At 44.1% G+C, this 17,838-nt stretch carries 11 protein-coding genes; 6 read left to right on the top strand and 5 right to left on the bottom strand.

What is annotated here, in order from left to right:
- The first annotated feature begins 67 nt into the window (after positions 1-67).
- Entirely contained in the window at positions 68-856 is a 789-nt protein-coding gene (locus A3EU_RS31610) for a protein phosphatase 2C domain-containing protein (RefSeq protein WP_044086499.1), read from the top strand.
- Complete coding sequence (locus A3EU_RS0123570) at positions 825-1,352, top strand: GNAT family N-acetyltransferase (protein WP_020538660.1); 528 nt, start codon at positions 825-827, stop codon at positions 1,350-1,352. The genes A3EU_RS31610 and A3EU_RS0123570 overlap by 32 nt, the downstream gene beginning before the upstream one ends.
- A gap of 9 nt (positions 1,353-1,361) precedes the next feature.
- Here the strand turns inward: A3EU_RS0123570 and A3EU_RS0123565 are convergent, their stop codons facing one another.
- Both A3EU_RS0123565 and A3EU_RS0123560 read right to left on the bottom strand, forming a co-directional pair.
- Entirely contained in the window at positions 1,362-2,066 is a 705-nt protein-coding gene (locus A3EU_RS0123565; protein ID WP_020538659.1) for a LytR/AlgR family response regulator transcription factor, read from the bottom strand.
- Positions 2,066-3,094 (bottom strand): sensor histidine kinase, encoded by a 1,029-nt coding sequence (locus A3EU_RS0123560; RefSeq protein ID WP_156825881.1) that lies wholly within the window; start codon positions 3,092-3,094, stop codon positions 2,066-2,068. The genes A3EU_RS0123565 and A3EU_RS0123560 overlap by 1 nt, the downstream gene beginning before the upstream one ends.
- Before the next feature lie 203 nt (positions 3,095-3,297).
- On the opposite strand from A3EU_RS0123560, the gene A3EU_RS0123555 reads away from it, so the two are divergent.
- On the top strand, positions 3,298-5,676 hold the full coding sequence (locus A3EU_RS0123555) for a TonB-dependent receptor (RefSeq protein WP_020538657.1): 2,379 nt from the start codon (positions 3,298-3,300) through the stop codon (positions 5,674-5,676).
- Positions 5,677-6,069: 393 nt separating this feature from the next.
- Here A3EU_RS0123555 and A3EU_RS0123550 read toward each other — a convergent pair whose 3' ends face one another.
- The 3 genes from A3EU_RS0123550 to A3EU_RS0123540 form a co-directional block, all read right to left on the bottom strand.
- Entirely contained in the window at positions 6,070-7,056 is a 987-nt protein-coding gene (locus tag A3EU_RS0123550; RefSeq protein ID WP_020538656.1) for an NAD(P)H-quinone oxidoreductase, read from the bottom strand.
- Complete coding sequence (locus tag A3EU_RS33235; RefSeq protein ID WP_020538655.1) at positions 7,037-7,966, bottom strand: CPBP family intramembrane glutamic endopeptidase; 930 nt, start codon at positions 7,964-7,966, stop codon at positions 7,037-7,039. Before A3EU_RS33235 ends, A3EU_RS0123550 begins: the two co-directional genes overlap by 20 nt.
- 79 nt (positions 7,967-8,045) lie before the next feature.
- Entirely contained in the window at positions 8,046-8,903 is an 858-nt protein-coding gene (locus tag A3EU_RS0123540) for a hypothetical protein (protein ID WP_020538654.1), read from the bottom strand.
- 330 nt (positions 8,904-9,233) lie between these two features.
- Between A3EU_RS0123540 and A3EU_RS0123535 the strand changes: the two genes are divergently transcribed.
- The 3 genes from A3EU_RS0123535 to A3EU_RS0123525 all read left to right on the top strand — a co-directional run bounded on the left by A3EU_RS0123535 (position 9,234) and on the right by A3EU_RS0123525 (position 17,836).
- Entirely contained in the window at positions 9,234-11,885 is a 2,652-nt protein-coding gene (locus A3EU_RS0123535; RefSeq protein WP_020538653.1) for a DUF5916 domain-containing protein, read from the top strand.
- Between the two features lie 214 nt (positions 11,886-12,099).
- Complete coding sequence (locus A3EU_RS31600; RefSeq protein WP_020538652.1) at positions 12,100-12,981, top strand: thioredoxin family protein; 882 nt, start codon at positions 12,100-12,102, stop codon at positions 12,979-12,981.
- Positions 12,982-13,213: 232 nt separating this feature from the next.
- Positions 13,214-17,836, top strand: coding sequence for a T9SS type B sorting domain-containing protein (locus A3EU_RS0123525; protein ID WP_020538651.1), 4,623 nt, complete (start codon positions 13,214-13,216; stop codon positions 17,834-17,836).
- Positions 17,837-17,838: the final 2 nt, after the last annotated feature.

The following is a 17,838-nucleotide window of genomic DNA, read 5'->3' as shown; positions in this document are numbered from 1 at the left end:
GAAAATTGCTTTAAAGAAAGGTACAAGCAAGGAACTTTTCAATACTCGTTCTACTTTGGTTGTCTTGATGATCATACACCAATACACCCAAATGGGGACCTTCCATGAAAACCACTGTGAAGACTACACCATTTTTGCTGACTTAGACACAAACAGGATACTAATGGCCGTGATGGACGGCTGTACCATGGGCAAAGAAAGCTATTTTGCCTCAGCGCTAGTCGGTAAAATATTGAGGAAAGTCGCCTATGAGGAATTTCATAAAAACTACCTCAGGTCAGTCAGTCCATCTCTGGAAGAGATACTACAAACGGTTTTCAAAAAGCTGTTCCTTACGCTAAAAAGCTATTCCTCTGATTTGAATCTAGACAAATATGAGCTCCTGACGACTCTTGTGCTTGGCGTCGTTGACCTTCAGGCGCAAACGGCTTTCGTTCAGGTTATCGGCGACGGATTGGTATTCTGTGATGGCCAAGCCAGTATTTTTGACCAAGAGAATGCCCCCGATTATCTAGGATATCACCTACGTGAAAATTTCACTTCTTGGTACACAAAGCAAGATCAAAAATTGTATTTTGAAACGGTTAAAGACCTTAGCCTGTCTACAGATGGTATCTTTACCTTCTCCCCTTTTCAGGTAGATGAGCAAGAGGCCATTTCCGAAAACTTTATCTTGGACTTCTTATTGAAAGACCAATGTGAGCTAGATAATGAAAGGATGTTTGCCAAAAAGCTTTACCAACTTGAAGGCAATTACAATATAAAACCAACCGATGATTTAGGGATTGTGCGTTTAGTATTAAACTCCTCAACTGCAACTACCAATGATAGATATCCGACCAGAAAAGCCTGCTGATTCTTTGGCTGTAAAAACGATTCTTCAACGGGCTTTTGCCAATAATGAACACAGCGACCAAACCGAGGATTTGCTAGTAGAACGGCTACGTAAGTCACCAGCCTATATTCCTGAACTTGCCTTGGTAGCGACCTTAGAAAAAAAGGTGGTCGGGCATATCCTTTTGACCAAGATTGACATCGTTTCTAACGACGGGAGTACCCCTTCTTTAGCTTTAGCACCCGTATCGGTGCATCCTGATTATCAAAATCGGGGCTTTGGTGGGTCGCTCATCAAAGCAGCTCACCAGCAGGCTCGGCAATTGGGGTACGGCTCCATTGTGCTTTTGGGGCACGCGGATTACTATCCTCGATTTGGATACAAGCTTTGTCGTGATTATGGAATTGAACTCCCCTTTCAGGCGCCCGCAGAGAACTGTATGGTTGTGGAATTACACAAGGGCGCTTTGACGGGTGTCAACGGGATGGTGAAATATGCACCCGCCTTCTTTGAGTAAAAGAGGGCACTAATTTATTTTCGCCAAAAAATCATCCTTATATGTTCTGCCAATTGGTACAACTTTTTTTCCTTTCAGGTAAACCTGGCTACCCGATATTTTCTCAATTTTAGTTGCATTAATCATATAAGACTTATGAACTCTAAAAAACTGTCCTTGATCCAGGCTTTCTTCCCAGTATCTCAATGATTCTGAAGATAAGTGCTTCTTTTCTGGCAGGTAAATTTCGGTGTAATCCCCCTCTGATTTTATGTAGAGGATATCATCAACAAGAACCTTTACTAGTTCGTAACCAGATTTGATAAATAGCTCTTTTCTATGCTCTTGCTTGGCTTCAATAGGCTGTGAGCTGCTTGGCTTATTATTTTTTACGGGCACCTTTGCCACCGCTTTGACGAAGCGTTGAAATGAAAAAGGCTTTAATAAATAATCAACTACACTAAACTCATAACTTTCCAAAGCGTAATCAGGGAAAGCCGTGGTCAAGATAACAGGAGGGGCATTGGGTATGGTTTTCAAAAAGTCGATCCCTGATATCTTGGGCAAATGAATATCCAAAAACATTAAATCTACTTCTTGTGTCTTTAGAAACTCCATCGTTTGAAGTGCATCCGTAAAGGTCGCTTTCAGGGTCAGAGTGCCAATATCTTCAATGTATTTTTTGAGGATACGCTGGGCAGGTGGTTGATCTTCAACGATAATACAATTCATCATTAATTGGCTTTTTTCAGCACTAGAGAAAGAATAACTTCAAAACGACTTTCACCTTGATTAATTACCAATTCGTGTGCCTGAGGGTAAAGCAAACCTAACCTTTTCCTTACATTCTCCAAGCCAATACCACTAGAAAGGCTGTTAATATTAGAATGCGGATGGTAAGAATTCACGCAAGAAAACTTAAGAACACCATCCTTCTCCACCCGGATATCTACCGCGATGGAGATATTATCTGTTTGGCTCGCAGTACTATGCTTGAACGCATTTTCAATAAACACGATGAGTAACAACGGTGCTATTTGATAACTTTCGCTGATATTTTCTACCGTCAGGTTTACACTCCCTCGATTTTCTATCTGTAGCTCACTGATTTTCATAAAATTCTCAATATGCTCTACCTCTTTACCCAAAGGCACATATTCGGCTTTACAATCATAGAGCATGTATCGTAAAACGGCAGATAGTTCCAGTATTATATCTGGCGTTTTTGGAGAGTTCTCTATGGCATGCGCATAGAGGTTATTGAGATTATTAAACAAAAAATGAGGGTTAATTTGAGACTTCAAAAACTGGAGTTCACTTTCTTTAATAGCACCTTGCAATTTTTCCAGTTCTCGCTCCTTCCTAAATGCGTCCCAGCCAAAATGAAACCCTACTAAAATAGTAACTACAGGAAGAATACTCAACAGGGTGTAGAATATTCCAGGAAAAGAGGTGCCTCGGGTTTCTGGAAAATAAATTTGCTCCAAAACCAATTCTTCCATCACCAAAGTAAAAGCAATGATACCCACCGCCGCCAATGTGAAGGCCAGGTACTTTTTTTTGTAAAAAAACCGAGGCAAAAAGACGTAGTTAATAATAAAGGCTACTACCGCTAAATTGACAAAGAAAACCACCTCAGATTCCTCAATCTGAGGGTTTTTACGATCTATTGCATAAAAGGAGAAAACCAGAAGATGCAATATGATCTGGAAGATAATTTCTTTAGTTACGGAAGCTGATTCTTGCTTAGGCATCTTTCTCATGCTCCTAATTTAAGTATTTTGATCATACCAGCCAGCAAAAGTAGCCCAAGCGTTCATCTTACCTGCTCAACTACCAATCTGTACCCTTATTTGTAAAAGTTACCGTTCACAGGTTCATTATTGTCGTTCAAAGAATATTTTTCGCCTTGTCTTCAAACGTCTGTTTATTTGTGGTATCAATCCATAATGATAAAAAGTACGAAATGAAATCTATTCTTAACACTTCTCTCTTTACTGCCCTGTTGATGCTTATTGGTGGTTCTCTCCTTGCCCAAAATGAGCCTATCGTTATCACAGGTACTGTCCTCGACTATCAAAGCCAGTCTCCTATTGAATTTGCTACCATTATGTTAGGTAGCAGCCAGGACAACTCGGTAATAACAGGTACAACAACAGATGAGGACGGTACTTTTACCATCTCTAGTGATACAGAGAATGTTTTTCTGGAAATTAGCTTCATTGGCTATGTCTCTCAAAAAATAACAGATTTCGAAGTACAATCAAACCGTGTTGATGTTGGCACCCTCTTCTTGTCAGAGAACAGCCAGACACTTGACGAAGTCGTCGTTCGTGCTGAAAAATCGCAAACAGAGTTCAAGTTAGACCGCAGAGTATTTAATGTAGGGCAAGACTTAAGCAGCACTGGTGCCAGCGCTTTAGAATTGTTGAATAACGTTCCTTCTGTCAATGTTAACATCGAAGGAGAAATCAGCCTTAGGGGTAGTGGAGGTGTACAGATACTCATCAACGGCAAGCCATCCGTTTTGGCCGACGAAGGTGGTGCCTTAGGGTCAATCACAGCAGATATGATTGACCGGATTGAAGTAATCACAAATCCATCGGCAAAATATGATGCAGAAGGCAGTTCCGGTATCCTTAATATTGTTCTTAAAAAAGAAGAGAAAAAAGGGGTTAATGGTTCGGTATCCGTAAATACGGGTATTCCCGATAATCACAGTGTAGGGTTGAGCTTAAATCGACGTACAGAGAAATTTAACCTTTTTAGTCAGATTGGTGCAGGGTATCGGGAACTGCCTCGTGATAACAATACGATCAACCAGGATTTACTTACAGGCACCACCATTCTGAGCACAGGTACCGACTATAGAAATGAAGCATTCTATAATGTTATTTTGGGTGCGGACTATCATATCAACCCACTCAATGTACTCACCCTTTCGGGTAACTTTGCCTACGAAGTAGAGGAGCAGCCATCACTGACCAACTTTCGCCAATTAGGCGGAGATGACCTTCTCGTTTCCGAATGGTACCGAGAGGAAAACACAGAAGCAACCAACCCAAAATGGCAATATGAACTACAGTACAAGAAAGATTTTGAAGATAACGAGGACCATACTCTCTTGTTTAGCGCATTAGGCAACTTCTTCGGGAAAGACCAATCTTCTGAGTTTGAAAACGCCACTATTACTGGTAGTGAGGCACCAAGCAACCAGCAAACAGAGACTTCTTTTAGTGAAACGAAATATACCTTCCAGCTTGATTACACCAAGCCTTTTTCAGACAAAGTAACGCTGGAAGTAGGAAGCCAATATGTCATTACCGATGTTGCCAATGACTATGCCGTTTCTAATTTGGTAAATAACGAATGGATACAAGATGCTGGCTTAACCAATATCTTTGAATTTGACCAGAAGGTCTTAGGTGTCTATAGCACAGGCGCCTACGAAGGCGAACGTTGGGGTGTAAAAGCTGGTTTACGCCTGGAAATGACAGATTTGTCAACCTTACTCACCAATACATCGGAAGATAATCAACAAAACTACGCCAACCTCTTCCCTAGCTTACACACCTCCTATAAAGTCACGAAACGTTTCTCTCTCCAAGCAGGATACTCGAAGCGCATTTTCCGTCCTCGCCTTTGGGATTTAAACCCATTCTTCAATATCCGCAACAACTTCTCTATCAGAACAGGTAACCCTAACCTAAACCCGGAGTTTACCGATTCCTACGAGATCAATAGTATTTACATTTTCGAAAAGGTCTCTTTAAACCTTGGTATTTACCAACGGTATACCACAGATGTCGTCGAGCGAGTATCTACTTTTGAAAACAACGTCAATACTTTCAAACCATTGAATATTGGCACCAACCGCGCCACTGGTGTTGAATTAAATGGTAAATACAGCCCGAATAAATGGCTTACGTTTAATGGTGACTTCAACTACAACTACTTTAATCGTGAAGGTGTATTTGAAGACAATTCTTTTGACTTTAGCGCCGATCAGTGGTCTTCCAAATTGACAACCAAAATAAAATTCCCTGCAGCTATTGATTTTGAAGTGACCGGACAGTATAGATCACAATACCAGACGGTGCAGCAAACGGTAAGTGACAACTTCTTCATCGACCTAGGTATCCGGAAGAAGATAATGAACGGCAAGACAATTCTTAACCTAAGCGTAAGAGATGTTTTTGCTTCGAGAAACAGAGAAAGCGAGATTCTCCAGGATGATTTCTACATTTACAACTTTGGCCAAAGAGGCCGGTTCATCACGCTAGGCCTTAGCTACGGATTTGGCAAAGGAGAAGCAATGGAGTACTCTGGAGGAAGGAGAAGGTAATTAACGTGAGTTTTGCCTTGTAGTGGTACACGTCGAAAAATGCTTTTCGCAAGGCAAAACTCACGTTACGAGGCACTTAGGGGGGGGCGAATAATAAGCCCTCCATTTCAGGCTAACGATTTTGGTGTAGAGCACCGTCCTATCTATAGCAAATAATATTGTCTCCTAAAAAAGGTGCAGCGCACCGTGCTATATTTCCCAACCTTTAATAAAACCATTGAAGGTAGATAATCCTTCTGAATATAGTACGGTGCGCTGCACCTCGCCATAAAAACCTAAAAGATTGCTATAGAGAAAAGCGGTACGCTGTACCTTTCATGCTTAGGGCAATATCAAATGGGGAAGTTATTTCCGCCGGATTCTTAGAGCTTGTTTGGTAGAACCTCGTAGTATTTACGAAATCTCCAAAATTACTTTACCCGTATTTCGGTTGGCCTCCATGTGGCGATGAGCCGCTGCAACCTGCTCCCAAGGATAAACACTATCCACAATTGGGAGCAGGTTGCCTTGTGTAAAGGCCGACCAGTATTTCTGATGCAAATCAGCCGTCAGCTGAGCTTTATAAACTGGTGTTCGCGAACGTAGGGTGGAGCCCATAATGTGTATCCGCTTACGCAAAATGGCCGCTAGGTTTACGGCTTCTTGTGTCTTTGGGCCGCCCAAAAATGCGAGCATCACCATCCGGCTATCCAGCCCCAAGGATGCCAAATTGGGCACAAAATTAGGCCCGCCTACAAAATCAATCAACACATCTACCCCTTTGCCATCTGTGATTTCTTTTACCCTTTGGCTAAAGTCTTCATTCTTGTAATCAATGGTGTGATGAGCCCCTAAGCTACGGCAAAATTCATGCTTGCTTTTTGAGGCTGTGATGATGATTTCACCAGCGCCCATGAGGCGAGCCAATTGAATGGCCGCAGTACCTACGCCGCTACCGCCAGCATGGATCAGTACACGTTCACCAACTTGTAATTTAGCTAACCAATCCAGCGCCTGGAAGGCCGTCAAGAATACTTCAGGAATAGCTGCTGCTTGGGTAAAAGATAAACCTTTGGGGATGGGTAACGCCAGAGATACAGGTAAAACAGCCTGCTCTGCATAGCCGCCGCCCGGCAATAAGCCACATACACGGTCTCCTTTTTGAAAACCACTCACATTTTTGCCCCAATCAATGACCCTACCTGCCATTTCCAAGCCTAGAATGGTGCTTTCTTCTGGCGGTGGCGGGTATTTCCCTTCTCTTTGCAGGATATCCGCCCGGTTTAAAGCCGTCGCTGCTACGGCAACCAACACTTCATCAGGACCAGGAACGGGTGCTTCCGTTTCGCCGATATACAGATTTTCGGGATCGCCGAATTGATCAAACAGAATCGCTTTCATGAATATGTTCTTCTGGTAAATTTAAGGATACGTGCTCCGCTTCCAACTTACTCCACGGAGCCTCATTTTGGGCAGAAGGCCAAAAGTAAATAATTGCAACGAGGATGAAAAACACAGACAAGAGCGATCCTTCTATACCAAAATCTCCCCCCGTCAACCATTCAGGACCAACAATTTCGAGTTCCAAAACCCGATAAGTATCCATTCCACTCACAGCAAAGCCCAACACCGTACTTTGTAAGAAATTCCAAATAGCATGCATTGCGAAAGGTGCCCATATATTTTGGGTATACAGGTAGAGTTGCCCCATGAGCAGCCCTCCAAGCACGATTTCCAGGCCTGCAATCCAGGTAAAGGCATTATTGCCTACGTGTAGTAAACCAAAGACCAGGGCACTTACGATTAATCCAGGCCAAGCACCAAAATAACGATGAAGCTGATTCTGTAGAAAGGAGCGCATAATCACTTCTTCTGCCAAAGGTTGAATCAAGAAAAAGAGACACCAACCTGCAAAAGCCATTGGGATAAAACTCACATTAGTGATTTTTACCCAGCCCCCCACAAAAAGAATTAAGAAACATAGAAAAATAATCCCACCTCCAACCGATAATCCAGTTAGCAAGCCGAGATTAAAACCTGTTGACGTAAACCCCAGTGCTGACCAACCTTGCTTAGATTGAGCATAAGTAAGGACATAAGCAGCCGTCAGTACACTGAGCAAAACAACTGTCCAGCCCCATATTAGCAAAGGTAACTCATTATCGAGCCAACTACCAGGTAGTAACAGTTCGCCAATCAGCTCCAAAAACAGTCCTATTACTATCGCAAGAGCTACAAAGGCAACCAATTGCAATACAATGAAGATCAGCTTCTTCCACCAAGCTAGCTGTCGAGAAGGAAATAAGTTCATTACACGGTTTTGATGCTGAATCACTAAATCTAGCAACGCTTCACCGCATAAAGATATAAGATATTTAAAATCGTGTTGTTTATGGTACCGCTACGGCCTGGTCCAGTGTCCGGCAATTCCAAACGGGATCATAAGATTGGTTCTCATCTTTGTAATAACAGACTTGTGTTTGTGTAGCCTGACGCAAATACAAGGGATTACTGGCGTAAGTTTGCCCCGTTGTATACTCTCCTCTATGGATAAGTTGAAGTTGTTGGCCATCCCAAGCTACTAGTGCTTTGTCAATCCCCGTAAGGCAACCCGCCGTAAAAACACTCGACTCAAAAACGATGGTCTGATCACTGGTATTCAAATCAAATATCCTCAACAAGCTACTGGCGCCACAATCCTCGAACAAACAAATTCCTTCTAATTCCAGCGCTTTTACTTCTTTACCCTGTTCAATGATTTTCAGGGACGCGCGGATATCCTCCGGTGCCTGGCGTTCATTTGTGCTGAGTCCTAAAGCAATCAGCTCTTTGCTACCGTCCCCTTCAAGGTCAAAATATTGCCAACTTTTAGCTAAATAACCTCCCCAGATGTATCCAGTATACACATTTCTGTCCGCACTACAAGCTTCCACAAGGAACCACTGTTCTCGATAACCGTGTTGTTCACTAAATACTGCTTTTTCTACTGGAATGGCGAGATTTGTTACGACCTGCCCTAGCGCTAGTTTGCCCATGGCATGGCCTTTCGCCTGTGGGGATTTCATTACAGGGGCATCTTCAACAAAGGAAATCAACTGAGCACCGTCTAGATAAAAATCCGGCGTTTGGCTGTATTGATGGAACCATTCGTAATAATCACGAAACTCTTCACCGGTATAACGAACCTGAGATAATACTGCCGTACTAGATAATGACAAAATTAGAATGGGTGTGAGATAGTTTTTCATAGGAAGTGTATTGAGCAATGGGATATTACGTAAACGGCTACTTTGGCCAAATTATTACCTGACAATAGATACGAGTCACGAGTTTCAGTTGGATGTTTACACTTATTGTAAGTAGAAAAATCAATCCTATGTTCGCGCTTCCTCATTCTTTACAAACGTTAATTGCTGTTCAAGACAAAACGTTACTGCAACTTTTCATTTTTCCACTCGTCTTTTTTTAAGACGCAAAAAAATAGGAAAGGGAACAGTTTTTTGTTCTTTAATCTGATCCAAGCGCATTTTCAGACGATTAAATCCGCTGTTTTCCTTAATCAAAAACACCCGACTAGTATGAAATTTCACCTTCTGATCTTCCTCCTACTGTCCACTACTTCCTTTGGGCTTACCGCCCAACAAAACGATTCCATCCCCAAAAGGATATTGTTTACACAAGCAGTAAAGAGTGATGCTCCCCAAATTGATGGTAATATCAGTGATGCCTGCTGGGAGCAAGTCGAATGGAGTGGTAACTATCAACAATTTGAGCCCTACAACAGTGAAGCGCCAACACAGGAGACTAAACTAAAGATCCTCTACGATGCTAAAAACCTCTATATCGCTTACCGTTGCTACGATGACGAGCCTGATAAAATTGAGCGGCGCATGTCGAGGCGGGATGGATTTCCCGGCGACTGGATTGAGATCAATATTGATAGTTACCATGATTTGCGGTCTGCTTTTTCATTTACCATTTCTGCTTCTGGTGTAAAAGGTGACGAGTTCATCTCTAATGATGGCAATAACTGGGACTCCAACTGGAACCCCATCTGGCATGCAAAAACACAGGTAGATGAAGAAGGCTGGACGGCTGAAATCAAAATCCCTCTTAGTCAACTACGCTTTGGCGAAGCAGAAGAATACGTTTGGGGTATTCAATCGACCCGGCGTTATTTTCGAAAAGAAGAGCGAGATACCTGGCAACCTATTCGCCTTAATGAACCTGGCTGGGTAAGTCGCTTTGGAGAATTACATGGCATTAAAGACATAAAACAACAGCGACAGGTAGAGATTCAACCTTATATCTCTGCGCAAAGAGCTTCTTTTACCGCCGAAGAAGGTAACCCCTTCGCTACGGGATCGGATGCTCGCATAACTGCGGGCCTTGATGGCCGCATTGGTGTCACTTCCGATTTGACGCTTGACTTTACCGTCAATCCTGATTTTGGCCAAGTAGAGGCTGACCCCGGTGCACTGAACCTCAATGGTTTTCAAATTTTCTTCAGCGAGCGACGGCCTTTCTTCATTGAAAACCGTAACATCTTTAATTACTCCATTACGGAAGCCGAGGCAGGAGGGAATTTCAATAGTGATGGTTTATTCTATTCACGTCGAATTGGTGGAGCCCCGCATAGAAGGATTCATTCTGATCCCGACGAAAACTATTTTGTTGATCGTCCCGATAACACGACCATTTTGGGTGCCGCAAAATTTAGCGGAAAGACCGAAAATGGGCTATCTATCGGTATCCTTGAAAGCATTACCCAACGAGAAATGGCGACCATTGACATTCTTGGAGAACGTACCCAAGAGGTTGTTGAGCCCCTCACCAATTTTTTCGTTGGGCGGGTTCAGCAAGACTTCCGAGGGGGTAATACCGTGGTAGGCGGAATGTTAACCGCGGTTAACCGAGATTTGAATAATGATCCGGAATTAGCTTTCCTCCACGAATCTGCTTATTCCGGAGGGCTAGACCTTGTTCATCGCTGGAAAGACAACCAATGGGTATTTACTGGAAAAATGCTTTGGAGCCGCGTCAACGGCAGCACCGAAGCCATTCAGTCTACTCAAGAAGCCTTTGAACACCTTTTTCAGCGCCCCGACGCTGAGCACTTGGAAATAGATACTACGGCCAACAGCCTGATGGGAACAGGGGGAACCTTTAAAATTGCAAACTACGGAGGGGATTGGATTTTTGAAACCGGCATGACTTGGCGATCCCCAGAGCTGGAACTCAATGATATCGGTTTTCTCGTCAACACCGATGAACTCAACTATTTCTTCTGGGGAGCACGCCGCTGGACCAAGCCCAACAATACCTTCCGTCGCTTTCAGTGGAACTATAACCATTGGAGTCGTTGGGATTTCTCCGGAAAGAACCTGTACCGAGCAGTAAATACCAATTCCCATCAGCAATGGGCCAATTTTTGGTCCTCTGGTTGTGGTATTACTTATGAAAACCTTGACATTTCTAAAAATGCACTGCGTGGTGGCCCTTTACTGCGTCGGCCCAATGGTTTTGGGATCAATGCTTACCTAAATACCGATTCTCGTAAGAAAGTGCAGTTTGGTCTCAACACCTTCCAAGGCCTAAGCCAAAACAATATCGTGAGAGTCCAAAGTTATGGCGGCTATATTCAACTGCAGCCCACCAACGCCATGAGCGTCAACATTAGTCCTTCCTTTGATCGTTACCAACGGCAAGAGCAGTACGTAACCCAATTAGAATTTGAGGGAGATAAAAGATACATCAACGCCCGAGTCGACCAACAGACAATAAGCCTTACCGTTCGCCTGAATTATAATATCACCCCTGATTTGACTATACAGTACTATGGCCAGCCTTTCATTTCCAGGGGTCGCTACCAGGATTTCAATAAGACTACCACTACTCCACTAGGTAAGACCTTTGAGGATCGGTTTACGCTATTTGAAGCGATCACTTACGATAGTGAAAACGAAGAATACAGCGTAGATGATAATGATGATCGTGCTTTTGATTATTCCTTCGGCAATCCCGACTTTAACTTTATTCAATTTCGCTCCAACCTGGTGCTGCGTTGGGAATACGTACCGGGCTCAGAGTTGTTTCTTGTTTGGTCGCAAGGCGCCAATGCCTCTGGCGACCCCAACCGTGGTTTGACAAGAAGCCTATCAGAAAATTTATTTGGTGACAATGCCCGAAATGTATTCCTGGTGAAGGCGACGTATAGATTTTTGAGGTAGGGGTGCTCATCCCGATACCTCGGGATGAGCGGTCGTGTTCGTCCTTCGGGCTCTCGGGGGGAGGATTCGTTCCAAGGTGTCGGAACGAATCACTCCCACGAGCACCAGCGAGTACCTAACCCCTGCCTTACCCTACCGTTCCCTAAATTCCTTACTGAAACCCCGGAAGCTTGAAAATAAAAGCTTAACTTTCGTATCCCAAAAGCGACCTTCCATGAACATCCCTACACACAAGCAAGCCCTGCTGGGCTTAGCCCTCTTGTTTTTGCCCAAGCTCATCCATGCTATGCCTGTAAATTGGCTAGCGCCAGATTTAGAGCGTATACAGCAACAGGCTCAAGACGAAGACAAGCTATTCATCATCTATTTTTCCGCTGATTGGTGTCTTCCTTGCCAATGGATGCAGGAAAACACTTTCCAAGACGCTGAATTATCAGAATACCTTGGAACGCATATCCTCACAGCCAAAGCAGACCTCAACCAAGCTGCTTCTAAAGTCCTCCAGCATCAATTTGAAGTAGAAGCAATCCCCACCATTCTTGTTTTTTCACCTAATGGTAAACTACTTGACCGACGTGAAGCCAGTATAGAGGCTCGGCCGTTGTTAAGGTGGTTAAAAAAACTGGACAAGCCTACAAATCATATCAGTGCAACCCTTCCATTGATCAATGACAAAATGGCTATGGATGCTCCCCAGCCAACAATTGCATTCAGCAGGCCTGCCCTGATTCCAGAAGAAGAAGATAACGCACCAATGCTAAGCAACACTTCTTCAACATCAGAGAACCAAGCTCCTCCATTATTGGTATTGAGTGGCGAACCTATCGCCGCCATACAAACAAATTTCGCGCCACGTTCAGGTATGAGCTACGGTGTACAATTAAAAAATGTACTCGTTGATTACCCTACTGCTATTAGGCTCGTTGGAGAACTGGAACGAAAATATGAACAAAGTACAGAGCTAAAACCCAATGGGCAAGGACAGTTCTATTTGGTACTTGGAGACTTCACCACAACCGGTAAAGCACATCAATTTTTACACTTTTTGCAACGTAATGATCGCGAAGGAGAGGTCGTTCTGCTATCAAATAAATAAATCTTAAGCCCTACTTTTCAACTTTAACACAAATATTGCCCCAAGAGATTGTAATTTTGCGGCCGTGTAAGACGTTTGGAACTTGTCATATGCCCGCCATAAGCCCTAATTACGGCTTTTTCGGGCAGCATAAGCCAAACAAACCGTATCTGTTGAGCAGAGATACTTCGTCACATTTATCTCTTTTTTACCTCTGGCAGCCATCTGCAAAGAAAAAATTCAAAACGGAACCATGAACAGGATCCTTACTAGTTTAGTCATCCTTATTTTTGCCGTACTAACGGTACAGGCACAAACTCCCGATCAAGTAGTACTTACCAGGACTTTACCCGTCGGAGAAGCCCGAATGTGTACCTCCGATGCCGGTACTATTAATTCTTTTGGGCCTCTCATTGGTCAGACCAATGATATTACGCCTGATACCATTTTCCTGTGTTTAGGAGATACCCTATTCATTGATCACAGCGATGATCAAGACCTCAGTGGTGATCCCAACATGCTTACACCAGGAGGTATCGGCTATGCCTTTTTCAATTGTCTACCCACGACTACGGGGCCGGATACTGCTGCCATCAAAAATGATCCTTGTACCTTAGATGATGGAAATGCGACCTACGGTTTCTACGTCTATACCGGGAATACATTGAGTGGCGATGTGCCTTTCTTCAATGATGGTAACCTGCAAACTACCTTCAATGGAGGTGATCCAGCGATTTATCACTTTGCGCCCATAACTTTCGACGCTTTATTCCTCGGTTCTTTAGCTGAATACGAAGGTACTCCGGTGGGTGATTGTGTTAATTTACGTTCAGATCAATCATTTGCTGTTGCTTACCTCAACGAAATAACAATCAGCGAACTATCGCTTGCGGGCTGTCAAGGAACCTTCCGGGTTCAGGGTGGTCTATCCGAGCTAGACAACTCTGATTATCCAAGTATTATCGTTTACCGTCAGGATGATCCTTCCGTAACAGGTTCTATCATTGGCGGACCATTTGATCACGATGACTTGGTTAGCTTTACCGTACCAGGGCCTGGCACCTATGTCATTGAAGTAGAAGATGGAAAAAGTTGTGGTGGCTCAGCTATCACTCCAGCCATAGCCGCTTGTGATGCGGTAAGCTTTGGGCTTCCCCTCACCAACCTACTTCCTGGCACCAATGAATGTGTGCCCTTGACAGTAGGCAACTTCGTTGACCTCATCTCGGCACAGTTTTCTGTAAACTGGGATCCTACCATCCTGAGTATTTCTGGTGTACAGGGCTTCAACCCAATGGTTCCTGACTTGAACGCTGGTAATTTTGGGTGGCAAAACTTCCCCGCCCCTAATGCTATTGCTCCAGGAGTAATGACTTTTTCGTGGTCAGATAATACTTTTGCTGGTGTCACGCTCCCGGATGATGCTATATTTTTCGAAATATGCTTTGATGTTATCGGCCAGTTAGGAGATTGTTCCGCATTAGACATCACTGAGAATCCTGTAGCATTTGAAGTCATTGACAATAATAGTCAGACTATTCAATTGATACCTGATAATGGTAAAGCTCTGGTAACTGACAATCCATTCTTTGTTTTATTAACACAAGATAGTCTTACCTGTCCTTCCTTTGATGATGGTAGTTTCACTGTTACCGTAGACCAAGGGCTTGCGCCTTACCAATTTACTTGGAATACCGTACCTATTAGTGGCCCTAACAGTGCTCCTGTTGTCATCCCTACTGATGGTAGTTTTGCGACCGTTAGTAACCTTGCTGCAGGCAATTACCAAGTAACCATTACAGATGCTACTGTCCCTAGTCAAATGGTGGTGGATACGATTGAGGTCGTTGCTGGCCCGGTATTAGGAATTACCATTAGAGATACTGTTCCTACTTGCTTTGGTTTAAGCGATGGTTCGCTAGCCTTTCTACCTACTTCAGACGGTCTTCCTATTACTAACCCAGGACCAGAATACACCTTTAACTGGAGTGTCCCCAACGGGGTAACCAACCCTGGAAACACCTTCTACATTGACAATATCAGAGCCGGTTCTTATGGAATCACTATCACCGACCCTGCAGGTTGTCAAGAAATTGCGTTGATTCCTCTTGGTCAGCCGCCTGCACTACGTGTACTAGATGCCAATACCTTTATCACTGATGCCAGTTGTACCGGTGGACAAGATGGTGAAATTACGATTTCAGCCTCCGGAGGTACTACCGCTAGCGGCAACTATACCTTCAACTGGAGCACGGGGCTCAATATTCAAGCTTCGACAACGACTATCATCAACCTAAACCCCGGGCAATACTGTGTAACTGTAACCGATGATAATGGTTGCTTTACAGAAGAATGCTATACTGTTGGTGCTGTTAAAGTATTGTCATTAAACGAAAATGTAACGGATGTACAGTGTAATGGCGACGTTACTGGCTCAATTCTAGTAAGTGGTAATACTACTGGCGCTCCTGCAGATACCCCTTACTCTTTTGTATGGAGTATGAATGCACCTGCGGCAAGTAATACGCCCACAACAAGTGAAATTACCGGATTGGGCGCAGGTGCCTACGCTGTGACGATGACCGACGCTAGTGCTGCTGGTTGTCAGGTGATTGATACATTTACGGTTACCGAACCGTTGGCCCTGGATGCACAAGTTCTTAATTTCACCAACGAAACCTGTATCGTAGGAAATGACGGTAGTATAACGTTGGGAGTTAGTGGAGGTACTGCACCTTATACCTATAGCTGGTCGCATGATGCTATGCTGACGGATTCCGTTGCAACGAACCTCCCGGCGGGCAATTATACGATTGATGTGACGGATGCAAATTTGTGTACTACACAAATAAGCCAGATGGTTTCTGCTCCAGACCCTCCTATCATTACCAGCTTACTTGATAATTCTGTCACTTGTGCCGACGATCAAGACGGAAACCTCATTGTTCAGGTTACTCCTGCTCCGGGGACAGCCATTCAGTCGATTGTGTGGAATACAGGCCAAATGGGACCTGCTATTGGCAACCTGTCTCCTGGTGAATATATTGTAACCATTACGGCTGACAATGCTTGTGTGACCATTGATACCGCCCTGGTCACTTCCCCAGACCCTATTTTATTAGATTCTGTACAAGTTCGACGCCCCGTTTGTCCTGGTGATGCCAATGGTCAAATTTCTGTTTTTGCCAGCGGAGGAACACCGCCTTACTCCTACAGTTGGGCGCATTTGGGTATGCCTACCACCAACAACCCAATTACCTCATTGGTTGCGGATGATTATACCTTGGTAATTTTCGATGCAAACGGTTGTAGCAGTGAACAATTTGTGATCACAGTAGAAGATCCTCCAATGATTGAGGTGAGTTTCTCAAACGTAACAGATACCAGTTGTCCTGACGATAATACTTGTGATGNAATGGCAACAGCCACGGCAAGCTTTTCTGACGGAACCACCGGCGACTTCATTTTCACTTGGGCATCTGGCGAAATGACTTCTGGAGGGATTACCTCTACTGCACTTCAATTATGTGAAGGGCCTCAAACGCTCAATGTCATCAGTGGCCTTTGTGGTAATAATTTTGATCTCACCATCGACGCACCTGCGCCTATCGTTGTGGCAACAGACATCGAACCGGTGAGCTGTAACGGAGATGCTGATGGTACGATCACGATTGCTCCTACTGGAGGAACAGGGCCTTATGATTACTTCTGGGTAGAAACGAGTGAAACGACGGATAACATTAACAATCTAAGTGCTGGTCCTTATACAGCGGTGATCACAGACGCTAACAACTGTACGTTTACCCAAACGGTCGTTGTTGACGAACCTGCTCCACTTACCCTGGCTATCGACCAAGTGACTACTACCGACCAAGTGACCTGTGCTGGCGATACGGACGGTGTAATTGCAGTCAATGCTACCGGGGGCAACATTAGCCCTGCCAATCCTTACCAGTTTCTTTGGAGCAACAATGCCGTTGGTGCTATCAATGCAAATCTTGCAGCTGGTACTTATACCGTAACGGTAACCGACTTTAAGAACTGTATGGATGATCTTAGCTTCACCATTGGTGAACCTGACCCATTGGTTTTCTCGCTTGAGCCGATTGAACCACCATTATGTTTTGGCGACCCTACTTTTATCGTTATTGACACTGTATTTGGTGGTGCCAATAACCCGTTTGAGGAATACACCTTTATGGTTGATAACAACGGGTTAAGTTTCCCTGTTATTCAGCCAGCTACTGTTTTTGCAGGTGACCACGTCGTTACTGTTGAAGACATTAATGGCTGTACCGAAGAGCTTGACGTGACGATTGCTTCGCCAGGACAAATTCAAATTATCCTGCCTTCTCCAATCGTGGTAGAATTAGGAGACAGTACCGCTCAGTTATTGCCGACGATCACACCTGGGGGTAATTATACCTACCAATGGACACCAGCCGACTACCTGAGTTCTGATACCATTCGTAATCCATTCATCTTCCCTGAGCAGAGTTTGGAATACTCCCTTACTGTTATCAATGAAAATGGATGTACTGCTTCGGAGACTGTGTTTGTAGAACTGGACGCCAACCGCAATGTCTACATCCCTAACATTTTCAGCCCTAATGGTGATGGCCGCAATGATGATTTTGCCGTTTTTGCCTGCCTTGGCGTAAAGACCATTACATCTGCCCGCCTGTTCGACCGATGGGGTGGTCTCTTGTATGAAGGGACACTACTAGATCCGGCCTGCCTCAATGGCACAAGGCTTTGGGACGGTAGCAAAAATGGAGAAACCATGCCTCCAGGGGTATACGTTTACATGATCGAAATAGAGTTCCTCGATGGTGTTGTGCTGACTTACCGTGGCGATGTGACACTGATAAGATAGGG

The organism is Lewinella cohaerens DSM 23179 (genome assembly GCF_000379805.1).
Classification (GTDB): domain Bacteria; phylum Bacteroidota; class Bacteroidia; order Chitinophagales; family Saprospiraceae; genus Lewinella; species Lewinella cohaerens.
This window is presented reverse-complemented; position numbering and strand designations above follow the sequence as displayed.